The organism is Pseudomonas sp. Z1-12 (assembly GCF_051132015.1).
Classification (GTDB): Bacteria; Pseudomonadota; Gammaproteobacteria; order Pseudomonadales; family Pseudomonadaceae; genus Aquipseudomonas; species Aquipseudomonas zanjanensis.
The window spans coordinates 5,924,031-5,944,231 of the sequence record NZ_CP071647.1 but is presented as its reverse complement, the minus strand read 5'-3'; the positions used below and the strand labels follow the sequence as shown (position 1 = coordinate 5,944,231).

The following is a 20,201-nucleotide window of genomic DNA, read 5'->3' as shown; positions in this document are numbered from 1 at the left end:
GTTGAAGGTACGGCCGCCTTCGCGAGCAAGCTCGCTCCCACAGTGGATTTATGCCAACCCTGGAGGCGAGTTATCCACAAATCCCTGTGGGAGCGAGCTTGCTCGCGATAGCGATCTAAAGGGCCAGGCAGAATGACCTGCCTGACCCAAGGGCTTAGAAGAACCCCAACGGATTGATGTCGTAGCTCACCAGCAAATTCTTGGTCTGCTGGTAATGATCGAGCATCATCTTGTGCGTCTCACGCCCGACGCCGGACTTCTTGTAGCCACCGAACGCGGCATGCGCCGGGTACAGGTGGTAGCAGTTGGTCCAGACGCGACCGGCCTTGATCGCCCGGCCCATGCGGTAGGCGCGGTTGATGTCGCGGGTCCAGAGGCCGGCGCCGAGGCCGAACTCGGTGTCGTTGGCGATCGCCAGGGCTTCGGCTTCGTCCTTGAAGGTGGTGATGCTCACCACTGGGCCGAAGATTTCTTCCTGGAACACACGCATCTTGTTGGTGCCCTTGAGCAGGGTCGGCTGGATGTAATACCCAGTCGCCAGGTTGCCTTCGAGTTTTTCCACCTTGCCGCCGGTCAACAGCTCGGCGCCTTCGCCCTTGGCGATTTCCAGGTACGAAAGAATCTTGTCGAATTGCTGCTCGGACGCCTGGGCGCCGACCATGGTGTCGGTGTCCAGCGGGTCGCCGCGTTTGATCTGCAGGACTTTCTTCATCACCACTTGCATGAATTCGTCGTAGATCGACTCCTGCACCAGGGCGCGGGAGGGGCAGGTGCAGACTTCGCCCTGGTTGAAGAACGCCAGCACCAGGCCTTCGGCGGCTTTCTCGATGAAGCTTGGCTCGGCCTGCATGATGTCTTCGAAGAAGATGTTCGGCGACTTGCCGCCCAGTTCCACGGTGGACGGGATGATGTTCTCGGCGGCGCATTTCATGATGTGCGAGCCCACCGGGGTCGAGCCGGTGAAGGCAATCTTGGCGATGCGCTTGCTGGTGGCGAGGGCTTCGCCGGCTTCTTTGCCGAAACCTTGCACCACGTTCAGCACGCCGGGTGGCAGCAGGTCGCCGATCAGCTCCATGAGCACGCAGATGCCCAGCGGGGTCTGCTCGGCCGGCTTGAGCACCACGCAGTTACCGGCGGCCAGGGCCGGGGCGAGTTTCCAGGCGGCCATCAGCAGCGGGAAGTTCCACGGGATGATCTGCCCGACCACGCCCAGTGGTTCATGGATGTGGTAGGCCACGGTGTTGCCGTCGATCTCGGCGGCGCTGCCTTCCTGGGCCCGCAGGCAACCGGCGAAGTAGCGGAAATGGTCGGCGGCCAGGGGGATGTCGGCGTTGAGGGTTTCGCGCACGGCCTTGCCGTTGTCCCAGGATTCGGTGATCGCCAGCACTTCAAGGTTGGCTTCGATGCGGTCGGCGATTTTCAGCAGGATCAGCGAACGGGCCTGGACCGAGGTGGCGCCCCAGGCATCGGCGGCGGCATGGGCGGCGTCCAGGGCTTTGTCGATGTCTTCGGCCGTGGAGCGCGGGAATTCGGCAATGGGCTGGCCATTGACCGGGGATGTGTTGGTGAAGTACTGACCTTTGACAGGCGCGACGAACTCGCCGCCGATGTAGTTACCGTATTTAGCCTTGAACGAAACGATAGCGCCTTCAGTACCGGGGTGAGCGTAACGCATGATGAGTTCTCCTTGGCTTTTGTGCTTATTAGGGAGCCGCGCAAATTCGCGCTGGTACTTAAGCCTAGAGCAAAGGTTGGGCCATTGCCTTGCAGGGCCCGGAAATCAAGACTTTAGGAGGAGTTGGCCGGACAAACGGAGGGGCTGTGTGACGCTTGCGATACAGCCAGTGTGACAGTTTGTGCCAGATGCGAGACAGTCTGTGACCGGCAGGTCGCGCCAGCATTGCAAAGGTCGATGGGCTGGAGGATGCTGGCTCCGACGGCGAGGCCATGGACGGAGCGCTTTTGTGGCAAGACTGCTTTTCTTGCAGGACTGTTTGGGTGACAAGACCGCTTTTGTGGCGAGGGAGCTTGCTCCCGCTGGACCGCGAAGCGGTCCCAAGGCAGCCAACTCGGTCAGCCTGATGCACCGCAAACTCAGGTTTTTGGGGCTGCTGCGCAGCCCAGCGGGAGCAAGCTCCCTCGCCACAGGGTTGGGTGTTTACAGTTGGATATTCACCAGTTGCTCCAGTGAGGCAGATCCTTCGGGGAGAATAATAAGAACATGCACAGCAACCATTTGAGTCGCCATGCCCAGCAAGTCCTGACGGTCACCCAGGGCAAGGCCCATTTGCAGGGCCCTGGCAGCGATCCGTCGATTGCCCGTTCCTGGCTGCGCTGCCTCGAGGACTATCACCTCGACCCGGCCCAGAACCTGGCGCCGACGGTGCTCAAGCATGGCCGGGTGCTGGAAAGTCGCGAGCGCTTGCAGCAAGTGCTGCACATCGCCGGCAATGAAATGACCAGCCTGCACCAGCAACTCTCCGGCGCCGGCCACGCGGTGCTGCTGACCGACGCCCGCGGCGTAATCCTCAACTGCGTCACCGCCCCCAGCGAACGGAAGATTTTCGAACGGGCCGGCCTCTGGCTCGGCGCCGACTGGAGCGAAGCCTGCGAAGGCACCAACGGCATCGGCACCTGCCTGGTGGAACGCCAGGCCCTGACCATTCACCAGGAAGAACACTTTCGTGGCCGCCACACCGGCCTGACCTGCTCGGCCAGCCCGGTGTTCGATCCCCACGGCGAATTGCTGGCGGTGCTCGACGTGTCGTCGGCCCGGCCGGACGTGTCGCGCCAGAGCCAGTTCCACACCATGGCTTTGGTCAATCTCTCGGCGAAGATGATCGAGAGCTGCTACTTCCTGCGTTGCTTCGACAATCAATGGCTGCTGCGCTTCCACTTGCAGGCCGAGTCCGTAGGACTGTTCAGCGAAGGCTTGATGGCCTTCGACGGCGAAGGGCGGATCTGCGCGGTCAACCAGAGCGCGCTCAATCTCTTGGGACATATTCGCGGTGGCTTGCTCGGTCAGCGGGTCGAGGACTTTTTCGACTGTTCACTGGACGAGTTGCTGGGCCGGGCCAGCGCCCAAGCCAGCGCCAGTTGGCCACTGCGTACCCGTGACGGCCGGCATTTGTTCGCCGTGTTGCGTGGCCAGCCCCGCAGCGTGCCGGCGCCGGTCGCGCCGTTGCTCAAGGCCATCGAGCCCGCGCGGTTGCCAGGTATCTGCCTGGGGGACGCGGCGCTGCAGGAGCATTTTCGCAAGGCGCTGCGGGTCTACGAGCGTGATGTGCCGCTGCTGATCCAAGGTGAAACCGGCTCCGGCAAGGAGGCGTTCGCCAAGGCCGTGCACCATGCCAGCCAGCGCGCCGGGAAAAATTTTGTCGCCCTCAACTGCGCGGCCATCCCGGAAAGCCTGATCGAGAGCGAGCTGTTCGGTTATCGCGGCGGCAGTTTCACTGGCGCGCGCAAGGAAGGCATGCGCGGCAAGCTGCAACAGGCCGACGGCGGCACGCTGTTCCTCGATGAAATCGGCGACATGCCCCTGGCCTTGCAGACCCGCTTGCTGCGGGTGTTGGAAGACCGCCAGGTGGTGCCCATCGGCGGCGAGCCCGAGCCGGTGAACGTGCGCATCATCAGCGCCACCCACCGGCAGTTGCTCGACCGGGTGCGGGATGGCAGTTTCCGCGAGGATTTGTACTACCGCCTCAATGGCTTGGAAATCCCGCTCCCGGCGTTGCGCGAACGCAGTGACAAGTCGCAGTTGCTGGATTTCCTGTTGGCTGAAGAGAGCGGCGCCGAGGCGGTGTTCATCGACGAATCGGCGCGCCAGGCATTGCTGGGCTTCGACTGGCCGGGCAACGTGCGACAACTGCGCAACGTGCTGCGCACCCTCGCCGCGTTGTGCGATGGCGGGCGGATTGGGCTGGAGGATTTGCCAGCGATGATCCGCCAGCGTTCGGTTGTGGTGGTTGAGGCGGTGGCGGAACGACCACTGGAAGACGCCGAGCGCCTGGCATTGCTCGATGCCTTGGAACGCCAGCGCTGGCACATGACCCACACCGCCGAACAATTGGGCATCAGCCGCAATACCCTTTACCGAAAGCTGCGTAAGCACGCCATCGCCCGCTGTGCCGCTGACAATTGAACTGCTGACTGCTGACTGCTGACTGCTGACTGCTGACTGCTTGGCAACTGACTGCTTTTGTGGCGAGGGAGCTTGCTCCCGCTGGGCTGCGAAGCAGCCCCAAGCTTTTTTCCATCTTGAAACCGAAGGCGACTGCTGCGCAGTCGAGCGGGAGCAAGCTCCCTCGCCACAAAAGCAGCCAGTAGCAAGCCGGGGTTGTGCGGGCAACTGTGGGAGCGAGCTTGCTCGCGATGACATTGGCCCATTCAGCATCGTCGCAAGCTGACCCACCGCTATCGCGAGCAAGCTCGCTCCCACACTGGATCTCGGTGTGGGGCTCAAACACAAGGTGCGATTTTCCCCTCCCTACGCTAACCTGCGGCCATGTTTACGAGGTCGACTATGCACATCCATATTCTCGGTATTTGCGGCACTTTCATGGGTTCGATGGCGGTCCTGGCCAAGGAGCTGGGCCACCATGTGACCGGTTCCGACGCCAACGTCTATCCGCCGATGAGCACGCAGCTGGAAGCCCAGGGCATCGAGCTGACCCAAGGTTATGACCCGGCGCAACTGGACCCCGCGCCAGATCTGGTGGTCATCGGCAACGCCATGTCCCGTGGCAACCCGGCGGTGGAGTACGTGCTCAACAAAGGCCTGCCGTACGTGTCCGGGCCGCAGTGGCTGGCCGATCACGTGTTGCAGGGCCGTTGGGTCCTGGCCGTGGCCGGCACCCATGGCAAGACCACCACCAGCAGCATGCTCGCCTGGGTGTTGGAGCACGCGGGCATGAGCCCGGGGTTCCTGATCGGTGGCGTGCCGCAGAATTTCTCGGTGTCGGCGCGCCTGGGTGGCACGCCGTTCTTCGTGATCGAAGCCGATGAGTACGACAGCGCGTTTTTCGATAAGCGTTCGAAATTCGTCCACTACCGTCCACGCACGGCGATCCTCAACAACCTTGAGTTCGATCATGCCGATATCTTCCCCGATCTACCGGCGATCGAGCGGCAGTTCCACCACTTGGTACGCATCATTCCCAGCGAAGGCCTGGTGATTCACCCGACCACCGAGCCGGCGTTGCAGCGCGTCATCGAGATGGGCTGCTGGACCCCGGTGCAGACCACCGGCGCGGGCGGTCAGTGGCAGGTGAAGTTGCTCAAGGATGACGGTTCGCAGTTCGAAGTCATGTTTGAAGGCCAGTCCCAAGGCGTGGTGGAGTGGGACATGACCGGCCAGCACAACGTTGCCAACGCCTTGGCAACCTTGGCGGCAGCCCGTCATGTCGGCGTGGTGCCGTCCATGGGCATTGCTGCGTTGAGCGCGTTTAAAAGCGTGAAGCGGCGGATGGAGAAAGTCGCCGAGGTCAATGGCATCACCATTTATGACGACTTCGCCCACCACCCGACGGCCATCGCCACCACCCTCGACGGCCTGCGCAAGCGCATCGGTGACGCGCCGTTGGTGGCGATCATCGAGCCGCGTTCCAACTCCATGAAGCTCGGCGCCCACCGCGACGGCCTGCCGGAAAGCGTGGTCGATGCCGACCAGGTGATCTGGTACGCACCGGCCAACCTCGGCTGGGACCTCGGTGCCACCGCTGCGCTGTGCACGGTGCCGTCGATTGTCAGCGATTCCCTGGATGGCATTATCGAGCGCGTGAAGAGCCAGGCCCAGCCCGGCACCCACGTGGTGATCATGAGCAACGGCGGCTTCGGCGGCCTGCACGGCAAACTCGCCGAGGCGCTGAAATGAGCAACGGCCCGGAACGCATCACGCTGGCGATGACCGGTGCGTCCGGCGCCCAGTACGGCTTGCGCCTGCTCGATTGCCTGGTGCGCGAAGACCGCGAGGTGCACTTCCTGATCTCCAAGGCCGCGCAACTGGTGATGGCCACCGAGACCGACGTGACCCTGCCGTCCAAGACCCAGATGATGCAGGCCTTCCTCACCGAATACACCGGTGCGGCGGCGGGGCAGATTCGTGTGTACGGCAAGGAAGACTGGATGTCGCCGGTGGCCTCGGGCTCCGGCGCGCCAGCAGCGATGGTGGTGGTGCCGTGTTCCACCGGGACGCTGTCGGCGATTGCCACCGGGGCCTGCAACAACCTCATCGAGCGGGCGGCGGACGTCACGCTCAAGGAGCGCCGCCAGTTGATCCTGGTGCCGCGGGAAGCGCCGTATTCGAGCATTCACCTGGAGCACATGCTCAAGCTGTCGAACATGGGCGTGACCATCCTGCCGGCGTCGCCGGGGTTCTATCACCAGCCGCAGACCATCGACGACTTGATCGATTTCGTGGTCGCACGGATCCTCAATCTGCTGAACATTCCCCAGGACATGTTGCCGCGCTGGGGCGAGCATCATTTGAGCAGTGATGAGTAAGCTGCTGATCGTGCTGCTGGCGCTGCAACTGACCGGCTGTGCCACCGCCCGCACCCTCGACGCGGCCAAGCCGGGCGCGCCGGTGGTATATGCGGGCACGCGCCTGGACTTGTATGCCCTGAAGGGTGGCTGCTGCGCCAAGGACCGCTTTGGGGCCGAGGCGCCGAGTTATCCGGGCGTGGACCTGCCGGGTAGCGCGCTGTTGGATACCTTGTTGTTGCCGTTGTCGTTGTTCACGGCATTAGGCGTAGGGTTCCGGGCGACAGGCGGGTTGTAGCAAACACCACAGTGCTTGATCTGCCTGGAACCTGTGGCGAGGGAGCTTGCTCCCGCTGGGCTGCGAAGCGGCCCCAAGCTTTTTCCCCCTGAAATCCAAGGCGACTGCTGCGCAGTCGAGCGGGAGCAAGCTCCCTCGCCACAATGAGTGCTTGGCTTTGGATTGGCGGTGCTTCCCATCGCGAGCAAGCTCGCTCCCACAGAGATTGCGTTCCAACTTGGTCCACTGTGGGAGCGAGCTTGCTCGCGATGGCTTCTGTCCAGGCACCACAGGGCTATTTGCCAAGCCTGCGCAACTCATCCGACTCCACCACCCGCACCCCATCCTGTTCTTCCAGCGCCAGACGCCACATGGCCCGGGCCAGTTGGCAGGCTTCGATGCCGTGGTACTTGCCTGGGATCAGCTTCGACAACGGCCCGGCCAGTTGCTCGGCCAGGCGCGGTTCGACGCGGTCGCCCAGCAGCAGGGAAGGGCGGCAAATGGTCAGTTGCGGCCAGCCCAGGGCCTTGAGGGCCGCCTCCATCTCACCCTTGACCCGGTTGTAGAAGAGCGATGACTTGGCATCGGCCCCCAACGCGCTGATCACCACCAGATGCCGTGCGCCCAGTTCCCGGGCGCGCTTGGCAAACGCCACGACCAAGTCCAGGTCCACCGCGCGGAAGGCTTGCTCGGAGCCGGCTTTCTTGAGGGTGGTGCCAAGGCAGCAAAAGGCAATGTCGACCGGGCCACTGAGTTGTGGCAGCACCTGGGCCGGCTCCCCTACCGGGTTTTCCAAGTGTGGATGCTCGGCCAGTGGCCGGCGTGAAGGCGCCAATACACGGGTGATGGTCGGCTCGTTGAGCAGCCGGTCCAGTAGGTGTTCCCCGGTCAATCCGGTGGCACCGGCGAGCAAAACATGCTGAGGCGTCAAGTACATAGTGTTTCCCCCTTGATACGGTTCAGCTTAGTTGCTCTTTGTCGCCTCGTCGTTCAATGCCGCACTTTGCAATGCTTTTCGCGCCTGCTGCTTGCGCAGCAATTGCCAGTGGGACAGGACCGTCCTTGGCGCCCAGATTTGTGGTTCCGAGGCTTCGAAATTGTCTGCCTGCTCGCGCTCGGCAACGATGCCCTTGGCCCGTTTGAAGGCCTGCTCCAGGTCGTCGGTCTGGTTCAGCGCCTGGGCGAACAGCGCGTCGCCGAAATAGGTGAAGTTGGCTTCCTCGGAGCAGCCGAAGGACACCCGGTCGGCCCGGGAGGCGGTCATGATCAGCGTGCGTTCGTCCTTGAGCGCCGGGATGAAACCGCCGGAATAACAGGCCGAGATCACCACGATCTTGTCGCGATGCTTCAGCGGTGCGAGGACCACCGCCAGTTCATCGGCGGGCAGGTCGGCCAGCTCCATGCGCGGCTGGTCGAGCACCAGTTCGTGCTCGCTGGTGCCGTGGCTGGTGAGGTAGATGAAAATCAGGTCTTCCGGGCCGCTGCGTTCGGCCAGGGTGGCGGCGGCGCGGCGCAGGCTTTCACGGCTGGCCATGGGCCGGTCGCCGAGGTGGTCGCGGTGGTTCACCAGGCGGATCTGCCCGAACGCGCCGAAGCGGCTGGTGAGCATGTTGGCGACATAGTCGGATTCGCGCAGGAACACGCTTTGCTTGCCGTCGCCGCCCAGGGTCAGGCTGTACAGTTCCACCGCCGGGGTCGAGGCCGGGATGTTCGCCAGGGCATCCTCCAGCAGGCGGCCCTGGGCCAGCAGGCCGAGTTCGAGCACATCCGGCAGCAGCCTGCCGTCGGCGTCGCGCACCCGTTGGCCGTTGGCCCAGGTGCCGCTTTGCACCGTGCCATCGGTGAGCACCAGGGTGCCGCGCCCGTGATAGCTGTCGGCCTCGAATTGGCCGATGTAGAAACTGCCGTCGGGCAGGTTCAGGCGGCCCTCGCCGGTAAAGCGCCAATCATTGAATTGACCGAGGTAGTGGCTGCCGTCGGCGCCGATCAGTTCGCCCTTGCCGGTCAGCGCGCCGTCCTTGAACTGGCCGATCCAGACATCGCCGTCGGCATTTTCGTAGCGCCCGCGACCGTTGAGCTGGTTGTTCCGGAAACCGCCGATGTAGACATCGCCTTCGGCGCTGTTGAAGGTGCCCTTGCCCTGCAATTGCCCATCTACAAAGTGCCCGGTGAATTGGTTGCCGCTGGCGTCGAAGCGCTGGCCTTCACCGTTGGGCTTGCCGTTGACGAACGGGCCCTGGTACTGGCTGCCGTCGTCGAGCTCCAGGCGTCCGAGGCCGGAATAGCGGTCGGCCTTGAACTCGCCCCGGTAGGTCATGCCGTTTTCCTTGAGCGTCCCTTCACCGTCCCGGCGCCCCAGCTTGAAGCCGCCGGTGTAGCTGCTGGTGGGTGTGGTCAGGCTGCCCTGGCCGTGGAACAGGCCCTGGTGGAACTGGCCGCGATAGACCTCGCCGGTGCTGCCATGCCATTCCCCGGTGCCATGCCATTGACCCTTGTCGAACTGCCCGGCGTACCAGCTGCCGTTGGGGTAGTCGATGCGCCCTTGGCCCTGCAGCAGCCCGTCCACCAGGTCGCCACGGTAGCGGCCGCCGTCGGGCAGGCGCGCGTCGGGAGGCAGCGGCGATTCGCCGGCGCCGCAGGCGGTGAGCAACAGGGTCAGGGTCAGTGGGACGAGTAAGCGCATAACGGGATCCAGGTCATCAGACCACGAGTATGCCGCAGCTTTGGCTCCCGGATATAGAGAAGCGATGCGAAACTGCCTGGACGGTTTCGCATGTGCGCAGGTTTACACGAAGCAGAGCGACAGCGGCTCGGCGATGTAGGCCGGTTTTTCCGAGCCTTCGATTTCCAGGGTGGCGGTGGCCTTGAGCAGCCATTGACCGGGTTTTTTCTCGGTGGCGTCCACCAGGTCGACCTTGAGCCGGACCTTGGAATCGACCTTCACCGGTTGGATGAAGCGCACGCTGTCCAGCCCGTAGTTGACGACCATCTTCACGCCCTCGGGCAGGATCAGGATGTCTTCCATCAACTTGGGCATCAGCGACAGCGACAGGAAACCGTGGGCGATGGTGCTGCCGAACGGGGTCTGCGCGGCCTTGACCGGATCGACGTGGATGAACTGAAAGTCGCCAGTGGCTTCGGCGAACAGGTTGATGCGGTCCTGGTCGATGGTAAGCCAATCGGAACGTCCAAGTTCCTTGCCGACATAATCTTTGAGCGCTGCAACGGGGACGTAGGGCATTGAGACTCTCCTTGGGTTCATCGTTTTTACTTTTTCTGGAGCGGGGATTTTGCGTCCCCGGAAAACCACTGTAGATCAACATGGCGGGCCGGGAAGGTCATCGACCATGCTTTTTACGAATGCCGAACCATAGCGCGGGCATGCTTATAATGCCGGCGCATTCTTTGCAATTCGGTTCATTCAACGTGCGTGTTCGATTGTGGCGAGGGAGCTTGCTCCCGCTGGGCTGCGCAGCGGCCCCATTTTATGAGCGCTTCGCACTCAAGCGGGAGCAAGCTCCCTCGCCACAGAATCATGCCGTGAACCGAATTGGCGCGTTCATTGGGGCTGTTGCGGGGGGATAGAGCGGATGTTGCTACGGGGCCTGACCTGGCTGGTGCTGTTTCAATTGCTGGGCACTGCGATCAATCATTTGTTCCTGCCGGTACTGCCGGGGCCGATCATTGGCCTGCTGTTGCTGCTGGGGTATCTGGTGGTGCGCGGCGAAGTCAGCGAGCCGTTGAGCCTGGCCGCCGGCAGTCTGCTGCGTTACCTGCCGTTGCTGCTGGTGCCGCCTGCGGTAGGGGTGATGGTCTACGCCGGGGCGATTGCCGCCGATTTCTGGGCCATCGTTGGCGCGTTGACCTTGTCGCTGGTGCTGTCCGTGGCGCTGACGGGTGTGCTGATGCAGCGACTGGCCCGCCGCCACGTCGCCGCTCCGGAGGACAGCCAATGATGCTCGACTGGCAGGGCGCCTGGACCTCGGTCATCCACCATCCGCTGTTCGGCATCGGCATTACCCTGGGCGCCTACCAACTGGTGCTGGCGGCGTACGAAAAGACCCGCTGGGTGTTCCTGCAACCGGTGCTGATGTCGATGGTGCTGTTGATCGGCGTGCTGGTGGGCTGCGGCATTGGTTATGCCGAGTACCGCAAGAGCACCGAGATCCTCAGCATCCTGCTGGGCCCGGCCACGGTCGCCCTGGCGGTGCCGCTGTATTTGAACCTGCGACGGATCCGGCAGTTGTTCTGGCCGATTTTTACTACGCTGGTGATAGCCGGGGTGTTTGCCACGGGCTCTGCGGTGGTGTTGGGCTGGGCCTTTGGTGCCGAGCACATGATTTTGATGACCATGGCGCCCAAGTCCGTGACCTCGCCGATCGCCATGCTGGTGGCCGAGCAGATCGGCGGCGTGGCGGCCATGGCGGCGGTGTTCGTGTTGATCACCGGGGTGCTCGGGGCGATTCTCGGCCCGAGTATTCTGACCCGGTTGGGTGTCCATAGCCCTGAGGCCCGAGGCATGGCCCTGGGGTTGGCGGCCCATGCGGTGGGCACGTCGGTGGCGTTGCAGGAAAGCGAGGAGTCGGGTGCCTTCGCGGCGCTGGCAATGAGTCTGATGGGCGTGGCCACGGCGGTGTTGCTGCCGTTGGTGGTGTCGATGACGGTCTAAGGAATTGGTTATGAGCTTGCCGCTTTTCCCGTTGAACACCGTGCTGTTCCCCGGTTGCATCCTCGACTTGCAGATTTTCGAGGCGCGTTACCTCGACATGATCGGGCGCTGCATGAAAAAGGGCGAAGGCTTTGGTGTGGTGTGCATCCTCGATGGCGAGGAAGTCGGCGTCGCGCCTGAAGGTTATGCGCGGGTCGGTTGTGAGGCGCTGATTACCGATTTTTCCCAGCAGGACAACGGCCTGCTGGGGATTCGCGTGCAGGGCGGACGGCGTTTTCTGGTGCACAGCAGCAGCGTCCAGGCCGATCAACTCACGGTGGCCGAGGTCGAGTGGCTGGAAGACGAGCCGGAACAACCGCTGCAAGACGAAGATGCCGACCTGGTGGCGCTGCTCAAGGCCCTGGCCGAGCACCCGATGGTCGAGGCGCTGAACATGGGCACCGAAGCCAGCGGCCAGCAATCGCTGGCCAATCAACTGGCCTACCTGTTGCCGTTCAATGAGCTGGACAAGATCGACCTGCTGCAACTCGATGATCCCCAGCAGCGGCTGGATGCGATCCAGGCATTGCTCGATGAGTTGCAGGGCGAACTCTTCGCCTGATCCCTCACTGATAGGGCTGGCCCCTGTGGGAGCGAGCTTGCTCGCGATAGCGGTGGATCAGCTTGCATCAATGGTGACTGCGCCGCCGTCATCGCGAGCAAGCTCGCTCCCACAGTGGTTTTATGTTGGCCGTGGGATTGATGTTCGCCACCAATCCCCTTTGTGGGAGCGAGCCTGCTCGCGATAGCGGTGGATCAGCTTGCATCAATGGTGACTGCGCCGCCGTCATCGCGAGCAAGCTCGCTCCCACAGTGGTTTTATGTTGGCCGTGGGACTGATGTTCGCCACCAATCCCCTTTGTGGGAGCGAGCTTGCTCGCGAAAGCGGTGGGTCAGCTTGCATCAATGGTGACTGTGCCGCCGTCTTCGCGAGCAGGCTCGCTCCCACAGTGGTTTTATGTTGGCTGTGGGATTGATGTTCGCCACCAATCCCCTTTGTGGGAGCGAGCCTGCTCGCGAAAGCGGTGGGTCAGCTTGCATCAAGGGTGACTGTGCCGCCGTCTTCGCGAGCAGGCTCGCTCCCACAGGGGATCTTCAGTGCCCATAGATAGTGTGTTCAATAGGCATACCGCAACATTGCATGGGGCAGGTGCCGCAGGGCGAAGAAGCTGAACGCCGCCGTCAGCGCCGGCAGGACCAGCCACCAGACTTTCGGCGGCATGGCCGGCAGCAGGGTCTGGCGCTGGCTCAGCCATAGGGCGGCCGCACAGATGCTGGCGGCGAGCATCGCCCCGGCGACGATGTCGCTCGGCCAATGCGCCCCCAGGTAGACCCGCGACAGGGCGATGGCCAAGGCCGGCAAGCAGCCCAGCAACAGCCAGGTCAGGCGCAGGCGTGGCGGTTGGCCGCGGCCGGCCAGCACGGCGAGGGACAGGAACAGCGCGAATGCCCCGGAAGAGTGGCCGCTGGGCATGCTGTAGCTGGTCAGCGGGTCGGTGAGGATTTCCGGGCGCACCCGGGCAAAGAAGTGTTTGCAGCCGGTATTGGCCAGGGCGGTGAACAGCATCGTGCCGCCGGCAAAGATCGCCTGGCGCCATTGCCGTGCCAACAGCAGCAGCGCGGTCACCAGGCTGCAGACAATCAACATGTAGCGGAATTCGCCGATCAGCGTGAAGGTCACGGCGATTTCATCCAGCGTCGCGCTGCGATGCTCCTGGACCAGGGCCATCAAGCCTTGGTCGAACGCCGTCAGGTAGCGAAAGCCGATGAACAGGCCGATCAGGATCACCAGGCCGATGCCGGCGATCAGTGCCGTGGCATGGCGATGGCGACGCAGGGTGCTGTTGACGCTCAGCCCGATCATCACCGCGATGCTGCCGATGACCACGCCGGCCTGGGGCCAGAAACCCTCGGGCAGCGGCAGGCGAAACGCCGCCCCGGTGGCCCAGCCCGGCAACAGGTACGCCACGGTCCAGCCGGCGGCGGCCAACACGCTGACGGCGGCGAAGCGCGGGAACGGCATGTCGCACATGCCGGCCACCATCGGCAGCATGGGCCGCAGCGGGCCGATAAAGCGGCCCACCAGCAGGCTGGCGATGCCGTAGCGCTGGAAATAGCTTTCCGCCGCGCTCATCCATTCCGGGTGATGCCGCAGCCCCGGCAGGCGCCGGATGTTCTGGTGGAAATGCCGGCCGAGTAAATACGACACCAAGTCCCCCAGCAATCCCCCGAGCAGCCCCAGCAGCAGCGTCTCGCCCAAGGACAACGCGCCGCTGCCGGCCAGTACCGCAATCGCAAACAACAGCACCGTGCCCGGCACGATCAACCCGGCGATGGCCAGGCATTCCACGCAAGCAACGACAAAAACCGCCACCGCCAGCCATTGCGGGTTGACGGTCAGCCAGGCGGTGATGCTATCGAGCCATGGGCCCATAAGAACAACTCCATTGAATAGTGATGGGCATGCACCGCCCCTCCTGTGGGAGCGAGCTTGCTCGCGATTGCGGTGTGTCAGTCAGCCCCCATTCTGCTGACCCGACGCTATCGCGAGCAAGCTCGCTTCCACATGGGGTTCTGTTGCGAACACAAAACCTGTGACCACTGAAGCTCAACTGTGGGAGCGAGCTTGCTCGCGATAGCGGTGTGTCAGTCAACACCTATTCTGCTGACCCGACGCCATCGCGAGCAGGCTCGCTCCCACAGTAGGGTGGTGTTGTGTTCATGAAAGCAAGAAATAATCCCGCCCTTCGACCTGTCCGCGCCGCAACGGGTTGCGGGTGCACCAAGGGGCGTAGGCAGCGTCGACGAAGCGGTAGGGCAAATGCTCGTCCCGTCCCAGGGGAATGCCCAGGCGGGTGGTCTGGATCGCATTGACCGTTGGCACACCGACGTCTTCCACCAACAAGCGCTCGGGGTCGAAGCGCTTGGCGTCCCAGTCCGGCACTTTCAGCCCCAAAGCTTTGCACAACAGGGTCTGGCCGGCACAGAGTTTTTGCGGTGTGCGTGGCCGGCCTTGGGCGTCGGGGTTGTTCAACAGCATCTGCGCCAGGCTCGCAGGCCCCGAAACGGCATCGACCCACGGGTAGGCCGACTTGATCAACACCGCGTTGCCCGGGCCCTGGGCACTGAAGTTCAGCGAATCGCCGCCCCGGGCGTAGTACATATAGATGTGCCCGCCATCCAGAAACAAAGCCTTACGTTTTTCCGTGTAGCCCAGGGAGGCGTGGCTGCCTTTTTCGGCGAAGTAATACGCCTCGGTCTCGATGATCCGCGCGCTGAGCCACAGGTCGCCGACCTTGTGGCGGATGACTTTGCCCAGCAGGTCCTTGGCAAGCACCTGGGCGTCGCGATCGAAAAAGGCGTGGGGCAGGGCGATGGGCGATGGCAAATCGGTCATGGCGATAGACGAAGTGAGGCCAAAGGAAGCGCGATGATAGCAGCGCAAAGCTTAATCACCGCTGAACGCTCGCTTCAACCGTAATGCCGTTCACTTAGGAAAAATGATGACCCTGTGGCGAGGGAGCTTGCTCCCGCTCGGCTGCGAAGCAGTCGTAAACCGGCGGGTGCGGTGTGTCTGATACGCCGCAATTGGCAGCTTTTGGGGCCGCTTCGCGGCCCAGCGGGAGCAAGCTCCCTCGCCACGGGTTTGTCGATTGCCTTAAGTGAACAGCATTGCGCTTCAACCGGCTGTTTACGGCTGTTTTGCTTCTCCGCCGGTCACCACTGCGAGTCCATGCTGTTAGTCGAGGGTTACGACAGCTATAATCTGCCGCTTTCCCCATCGCCAAGACCACACAGACCATGACTGAGTCCGTTCTTGACTACATGACCCGCCTGGGTCGCGCCGCTCGCGAAGCGTCGCGCATCATCGGCCGGGCCAGCACCGCGCAGAAAAACCGCGCCCTGCAGGCCGCCGCCAATGCGCTGGACGCTGCGCGCGCCGAGTTGTCCGCCGCCAACGAGCTGGACCTGGCCGCCGGCCGGGCCAACGGTCTGGAGCCGGCCATGCTCGAGCGCCTGGCGCTGACTCCGGCCCGCATCGACGGCATGATCGTCGGTCTGCGCCAGGTCGCGGCCCTGCCGGACCCGGTCGGGGCGATCCGCGACATGAGCTACCGCCCGTCGGGCATCCAGGTCGGCAAGATGCGCGTGCCCCTGGGCGTGGTCGGGATCATCTACGAGTCGCGGCCGAACGTGACCATCGACGCCGCGAGCCTGTGCCTGAAGTCCGGTAACGCAACCATCCTGCGGGGCGGCTCCGAGGCCATCCATTCCAACCGTGCCATTGCCGCCTGCATCCAGCGCGGCCTGGCCGAGGCCGATCTGCCGGCGGCCGTGGTGCAAGTGGTGGAAACCACCGACCGCGCCGCGGTTGGCGCGCTGATCACCATGCCCGAATTCGTCGATGTCATCGTGCCGCGCGGCGGCAAGGGCCTGATCGAACGGGTCAGCCGTGACGCCCGGGTGCCGGTGATCAAGCACCTGGATGGCATCTGCCACGTCTACGTCAGTGCCCACGCCGAATTGCCGAAGGCCCAGCGCATCGCCTTCAACGCCAAGACCTACCGCTACGGTATCTGCGGCGCGATGGAAACCCTGCTGGTGGACCAGGCCGTTGCCCAGGACTTCCTGCCGTCGATGGCCGCCCAGTTCCGCGAAAAAGGCGTCGAACTGCGCGGTTGCGAGCGCACCCGGGCAATCATCGAGGCCGTCGTGGCCACGGCAGAAGACTGGGACACCGAATACCTGGCGCCGATCCTGTCGATCCGCGTGGTCGACGGGTTGGACCAGGCCATCGAACACATCAACCGCCACGGCTCGCACCACACCGATTCCATCGTCAGTGAGCACCAGGGCGAAACCCGGCGTTTCGTGGCCGAAGTGGATTCGGCGTCGGTGATGATCAACACCCCGACCTGCTTCGCCGATGGCTTTGAATACGGATTGGGTGCCGAGATCGGCATTTCTACTGATAAGCTGCACGCCCGCGGCCCGGTGGGCCTGGAAGGCCTGACCTGCGAGAAATACATTGTGGTCGGTGACGGCCAGTTGCGCGGACAGGAGTCGGTCTGACTTGGGCGACCTCGAACCGCCGGCCCCTGTGACGACGACAACCCCGGCCCGGCGCATCGGTATCCTGGGCGGCACGTTCGACCCGGTGCACATCGGCCATTTGCGCGGTGCGCTGGAAGTCGCCGACGCCCTGGCCCTCGATGAGCTACGGCTGACGCCTAGCGCCCGGCCGCCTCACCGGGATACGCCGCAAGTGTCGGCCCGGGATCGCCTGGCGATGGTCGAGTGCGCGGTGGCCGGTGTGGCACCGCTGGTGGTGGACGCCCGCGAATTGCAGCGGGACAAACCGTCCTACACCATTGATACCCTGGAGCTGATGCGTGCCGAACTGGCCGTTGATGCCCAGGTTTTCCTGCTTCTGGGCTGGGACGCATTTTGCGGCCTGCCCACTTGGCATCGCTGGGAAGAGTTGCTCCAGCATTGCCACATCCTGGTGTTGCAACGCCCGGATGCCGACAGCGAGCCGCCGGATGCCTTGCGCAACCTGCTGGCGGCCCGCTCGGTGAGCGACCCGCTGGCCCTGAAAGGGCCGAGCGGACAGATTGCATTCGTCTGGCAGACGCCGCTCGCGGTATCCGCCACCCAGATCCGTCAACTGCTGGCCAGCGGTAAGTCGGTACGTTTCCTGGTGCCCGACGCGGTCCTGGCCTACATCGATGCGCACGGGCTCTACCGTGCGTCGAACTGAAAAAGGCGCGCTTCAAGGCACGTGAATGCGTGTAGCGAAGCGCCCGAACATACGAGCAAAACGAGTTTTATATGACTGACAAAGACGTAAGCAAAGTAAAGCGCAAGGGCACGTTCAAGAGCGCCCCGCTGCCTGTAGAAGTCCACACCGGCGTGGCGCTGGTTGGCGAAGAACTGGTCAAGGTGGCCGTGGCAGCCCTGGAAGACGTCAAGGCCCAGGACATCCAGGTGATCGACGTTCGTGACAAGCAGAGCATCACGGACTACATGATCATCGCCACCGGTACCTCCAACCGCCAGATCGGCGCGATGCTGGACAAGGTCCGCGAAGCGGTCAAGGCCCAGGGCGTCAAGCCATTGGGTGAAGAAGGCAAGGGCGACAGCGACTGGGTCCTGTTGGACATGGACGATGTCATCGTGCACATGATGACCGCCTCGGCGCGCCAGTTCTATGACCTGGAACGCCTGTGGGCCGGTGCCGAGCAGAGCCGTTCGGCCAGCGCTGCGCACCACAGCCCGGAAAACCCCCATGAGCACTTCACCAAGCTCAACAAAGACCAGCAATAAGGGACCGCTGTGCGACTGCGCCTGATCGCCGTCGGTTCTCGCATGCCCAAGTGGGTGGAAGAAGGCTGGCATGAATATGCCAAGCGTCTTCCGTCCGAGCTGGCCCTGGAACTGGTGGAAATTCCGCTCAACACCCGTGGCAAGAACGCCGACGTGGCGCGCTTCATCCGCCAGGAAGGCGAAGCCATGCTGGCCAAGGTCGGGCCGAACGAGCGCATCGTCACCCTCGAAGTCCACGGCAAGCCCTGGAGCACCGAGCAACTGGCGGTGGAGCTCGATCGCTGGCGGCTGGACGCGCGCACGGTCAACTTCATGGTCGGTGGCCCGGAAGGGCTGGCGCCGGAAGTCTGTGCCCGGGCGGACCAGCGCTGGTCGTTGTCGCCGTTGACGTTGCCGCACCCGCTGGTGCGGATCCTGATCGGCGAACAGCTGTATCGTGCCTGGACAGTCCTGTCCGGGCACCCTTACCACAAGTAATCCTGCCCTCATGCCCCAGCCGATCCGCATCAAGGACCACGAAAAAGACGCCCGCCTGGTGCGTGGTCGCGTCGTGTTCGGCGCTATTGCGGTGGTGACGCTGATTGGCGTGCTGATCGCGCGGTTGTATTTCCTCCAGGTGATCCAGTACGAGTATCACTCGACCTTGTCGGAGAGTAACCGCGTACACGTACAGCCGATTCCGCCGACCCGCGGGCTGATTTTCGACCGCAATGGCGTGGTGGTGGCGGATAACCGGCCCAGCTTCAGCCTGAGCATGACCCGCGAGCGTTCCGGCGACTGGCAGAAAGTCCTCGACGTGATCGTCGAAGTGCTGCAGTTGACGCCCGAGGACCGGGCGATCTTCGAGAAGCGCATGCGCCAGGGCCGGCGTCCCTTCGAGCCGGTGCCGATCATGTTCGAGCTGACCGAAGAACAGATCGCCCTGATCGCGGTGAACCAGTTCCGCCTGCCGGGCGTCGAGGTGGTGGCGCAGCTGGTACGGCATTATCCCCAAGGGCCGCACTTTGCCCACTCGGTCGGCTACATGGGGCGGATCAACGAGAAAGAGCTCAAGACCCTCGATCCGGTCAACTACAGCGGCACCCACCACATCGGCAAGACCGGTATCGAGCGTTTCTACGAGGCCGAGCTGCACGGCCAGGTGGGTTACGAGGAAGTCGAGACCAATGCCCGCGGCCGCGTATTGCGCGTGCTCAAGCGCACCGACCCGATTCCCGGCAAGGACATCGTCCTGAGCCTGGACATCAAGTTGCAGGAAGCCGCCGAAGCGGCGTTGGGCGGCCGGCGCGGCGCGGTGGTGGCGCTGGACCCGAACACCGGCGAAGTGCTGGCGATGGTCAGCCAGCCAAGTTTCGACCCGAACCTGTTCGTCACCGGCATCAGCTTCAAGGCCTATGCCGAGCTGCGGGATTCCATCGACCGGCCGCTGTTCAACCGTGTGTTGCGCGGCCTCTACCCGCCGGGCTCGACCATCAAGCCGGCCGTGGCGATCGCCGGGTTGGATGCGGGCGTGGTCACCGCGTCGAGCAGGGTCTACGACCCGGGGTATTACCAACTGCCGAACTACGACCACAAGTACCGCAACTGGAACCGCACCGGTGACGGCTACGTGGACCTGGAAACGGCGATCATGCGTTCCAACGACACCTACTTCTACGACCTGGCCCACAAGCTGGGGATCGATCGGTTGTCGTCCTACATGAACAAGTTCGGCCTCGGTCAGAAAGTCTCCCTGGACATGTTCGAGGAGTCGCCCGGCCTGATGCCGTCCCGGGAATGGAAACGGGCGACCCGCCGCCAGGCCTGGTTCCCGGGCGAAACCCTGATCCTGGGGATCGGCCAGGGCTACATGCAGGCAACGCCCTTGCAACTGGCCCAGGCCACGGCGCTGGTGGCGAGCAAGGGCAAGTGGTATCGCCCGCACCTGGCCAAGACCATCGAAGGCCAGAAACCAGTGGACCCGGACCCGATGCCGGACATCATCCTGCGCAATCCGGCGGACTGGCAGAGGGTCAACAACGGTATGCAGGCGGTGATGCACGGCGCCCGAGGCACCGCGCGCAAGGCGGCCCTCGGCGCGCAATACCGCATTGCCGGCAAGAGCGGCACGGCCCAGGTCGTCGCCATCAAGCAGGGCGAGAAGTACGACCGCTCCAAGGTCCAGGAACGCCACCGCGACCACGCCTTGTTCGTCGGTTTTGCGCCAGCCGAGAACCCGAAGATCGTCGTGTCGGTGATGGTCGAGAACGGTGAATCCGGTTCCGGCGTCGCCGCGCCGGTGGTGCGCCAGATCATGGACGCCTGGTTGCTGGATGAGCACGGCCAGCTCAAGCCTGAATACGCAAGCCCCATCACTGCGGAGGCTACGGCCCGTGAAGAATAATTTCGACCGGATCCTGTCCAGCGAAG

General features: G+C 63.5%; 18 protein-coding genes. 12 read left to right on the top strand and 6 right to left on the bottom strand.

Annotated features, from left to right (window positions below; all coding sequences use genetic code 11):
* Positions 1–154 precede the first annotated feature (154 nt).
* Positions 155–1,675: an acetaldehyde dehydrogenase ExaC gene (gene exaC, locus J3P85_RS25975; RefSeq protein ID WP_186706587.1), complete on the bottom strand. Its 1,521-nt coding sequence runs from the start codon at positions 1,673–1,675 to the stop codon at positions 155–157.
* 546 nt (positions 1,676–2,221) lie between these two features.
* Here exaC and J3P85_RS25970 point away from each other — a divergent pair.
* From J3P85_RS25970 to J3P85_RS25955, 4 genes are all read left to right on the top strand, one after another.
* The gene (locus tag J3P85_RS25970) at positions 2,222–4,141 is read left to right on the top strand and encodes a sigma-54-dependent Fis family transcriptional regulator (protein WP_434704034.1); all 1,920 of its coding nucleotides are present in this window, start codon (positions 2,222–2,224) and stop codon (positions 4,139–4,141) included.
* Between the two features lie 381 nt (positions 4,142–4,522).
* A complete protein-coding gene (mpl, locus tag J3P85_RS25965) occupies positions 4,523–5,872 on the top strand; it encodes a UDP-N-acetylmuramate:L-alanyl-gamma-D-glutamyl-meso-diaminopimelate ligase (protein ID WP_434704033.1) in 1,350 nt (449 codons plus the stop codon).
* On the top strand, positions 5,869–6,501 hold the full coding sequence (gene ubiX, locus J3P85_RS25960; protein ID WP_053189919.1) for a flavin prenyltransferase UbiX: 633 nt from the start codon (positions 5,869–5,871) through the stop codon (positions 6,499–6,501). The genes mpl and ubiX overlap by 4 nt, the downstream gene beginning before the upstream one ends.
* Positions 6,494–6,778, top strand: a complete 285-nt coding sequence (locus J3P85_RS25955) for a YceK/YidQ family lipoprotein (protein ID WP_186706584.1) — start codon at positions 6,494–6,496, stop codon at positions 6,776–6,778. Before ubiX ends, J3P85_RS25955 begins: the two co-directional genes overlap by 8 nt.
* Before the next feature lie 274 nt (positions 6,779–7,052).
* Here J3P85_RS25955 and J3P85_RS25950 read toward each other — a convergent pair whose 3' ends face one another.
* The 3 genes from J3P85_RS25950 to J3P85_RS25940 all read right to left on the bottom strand — a co-directional run bounded on the left by J3P85_RS25950 (position 7,053) and on the right by J3P85_RS25940 (position 9,998).
* The gene (locus J3P85_RS25950) at positions 7,053–7,694 is read right to left on the bottom strand and encodes an oxidoreductase (RefSeq protein ID WP_434704032.1); all 642 of its coding nucleotides are present in this window, start codon (positions 7,692–7,694) and stop codon (positions 7,053–7,055) included.
* Between the two features lie 27 nt (positions 7,695–7,721).
* Positions 7,722–9,440 carry a C13 family peptidase gene (locus tag J3P85_RS25945; RefSeq protein WP_434704031.1) on the bottom strand — a complete coding sequence of 573 codons (1,719 nt, stop codon included), beginning with the start codon at positions 9,438–9,440 and terminating at the stop codon, positions 7,722–7,724.
* A 102-nt stretch (positions 9,441–9,542) separates the two neighbouring features.
* Positions 9,543–9,998, bottom strand: coding sequence for a MaoC family dehydratase (locus J3P85_RS25940; RefSeq protein ID WP_186706581.1), 456 nt, complete (start codon positions 9,996–9,998; stop codon positions 9,543–9,545).
* Between the two features lie 349 nt (positions 9,999–10,347).
* Between J3P85_RS25940 and J3P85_RS25935 the strand changes: the two genes are divergently transcribed.
* From J3P85_RS25935 to J3P85_RS25925, 3 genes are read left to right on the top strand one after another with little or no spacing between them, the layout of a single operon-like run.
* Entirely contained in the window at positions 10,348–10,713 is a 366-nt protein-coding gene (locus J3P85_RS25935) for a CidA/LrgA family protein (protein WP_434704030.1), read from the top strand.
* Positions 10,710–11,426 (top strand): LrgB family protein, encoded by a 717-nt coding sequence (locus J3P85_RS25930; RefSeq protein ID WP_053125679.1) that lies wholly within the window; start codon positions 10,710–10,712, stop codon positions 11,424–11,426. Before J3P85_RS25935 ends, J3P85_RS25930 begins: the two co-directional genes overlap by 4 nt.
* A 10-nt stretch (positions 11,427–11,436) precedes the next feature.
* Entirely contained in the window at positions 11,437–12,027 is a 591-nt protein-coding gene (locus J3P85_RS25925; protein WP_434704029.1) for an LON peptidase substrate-binding domain-containing protein, read from the top strand.
* A 555-nt stretch (positions 12,028–12,582) separates the two neighbouring features.
* On the opposite strand, the gene J3P85_RS25920 is transcribed toward J3P85_RS25925, so the two are convergent.
* Together J3P85_RS25920 and J3P85_RS25915 are read right to left on the bottom strand one after the other, a co-directional pair.
* The gene (locus J3P85_RS25920; RefSeq protein WP_411385719.1) at positions 12,583–13,899 is read right to left on the bottom strand and encodes a bifunctional DedA family/phosphatase PAP2 family protein; all 1,317 of its coding nucleotides are present in this window, start codon (positions 13,897–13,899) and stop codon (positions 12,583–12,585) included.
* A gap of 285 nt (positions 13,900–14,184) precedes the next feature.
* Complete coding sequence (locus tag J3P85_RS25915) at positions 14,185–14,862, bottom strand: DNA-3-methyladenine glycosylase (protein ID WP_434704028.1); 678 nt, start codon at positions 14,860–14,862, stop codon at positions 14,185–14,187.
* A 404-nt stretch (positions 14,863–15,266) separates the two neighbouring features.
* On the opposite strand from J3P85_RS25915, the gene J3P85_RS25910 reads away from it, so the two are divergent.
* From J3P85_RS25910 to mrdA, 5 genes are all read left to right on the top strand, one after another.
* A complete protein-coding gene (locus J3P85_RS25910) occupies positions 15,267–16,538 on the top strand; it encodes a glutamate-5-semialdehyde dehydrogenase (protein WP_434704027.1) in 1,272 nt (423 codons plus the stop codon).
* 1 nt (position 16,539) lies between these two features.
* Positions 16,540–17,226 (top strand): nicotinate-nucleotide adenylyltransferase, encoded by a 687-nt coding sequence (nadD, locus tag J3P85_RS25905; protein WP_411385718.1) that lies wholly within the window; start codon positions 16,540–16,542, stop codon positions 17,224–17,226.
* 71 nt (positions 17,227–17,297) lie between these two features.
* A complete protein-coding gene (gene rsfS / locus J3P85_RS25900) occupies positions 17,298–17,792 on the top strand; it encodes a ribosome silencing factor (protein ID WP_434704026.1) in 495 nt (164 codons plus the stop codon).
* 9 nt (positions 17,793–17,801) lie between these two features.
* Positions 17,802–18,269, top strand: coding sequence for a 23S rRNA (pseudouridine(1915)-N(3))-methyltransferase RlmH (gene rlmH, locus J3P85_RS25895; RefSeq protein ID WP_047229490.1), 468 nt, complete (start codon positions 17,802–17,804; stop codon positions 18,267–18,269).
* A 10-nt stretch (positions 18,270–18,279) separates the two neighbouring features.
* Positions 18,280–20,175: a penicillin-binding protein 2 gene (gene mrdA / locus J3P85_RS25890; protein WP_186730294.1), complete on the top strand. Its 1,896-nt coding sequence runs from the start codon at positions 18,280–18,282 to the stop codon at positions 20,173–20,175.
* Positions 20,176–20,201: the final 26 nt, after the last annotated feature.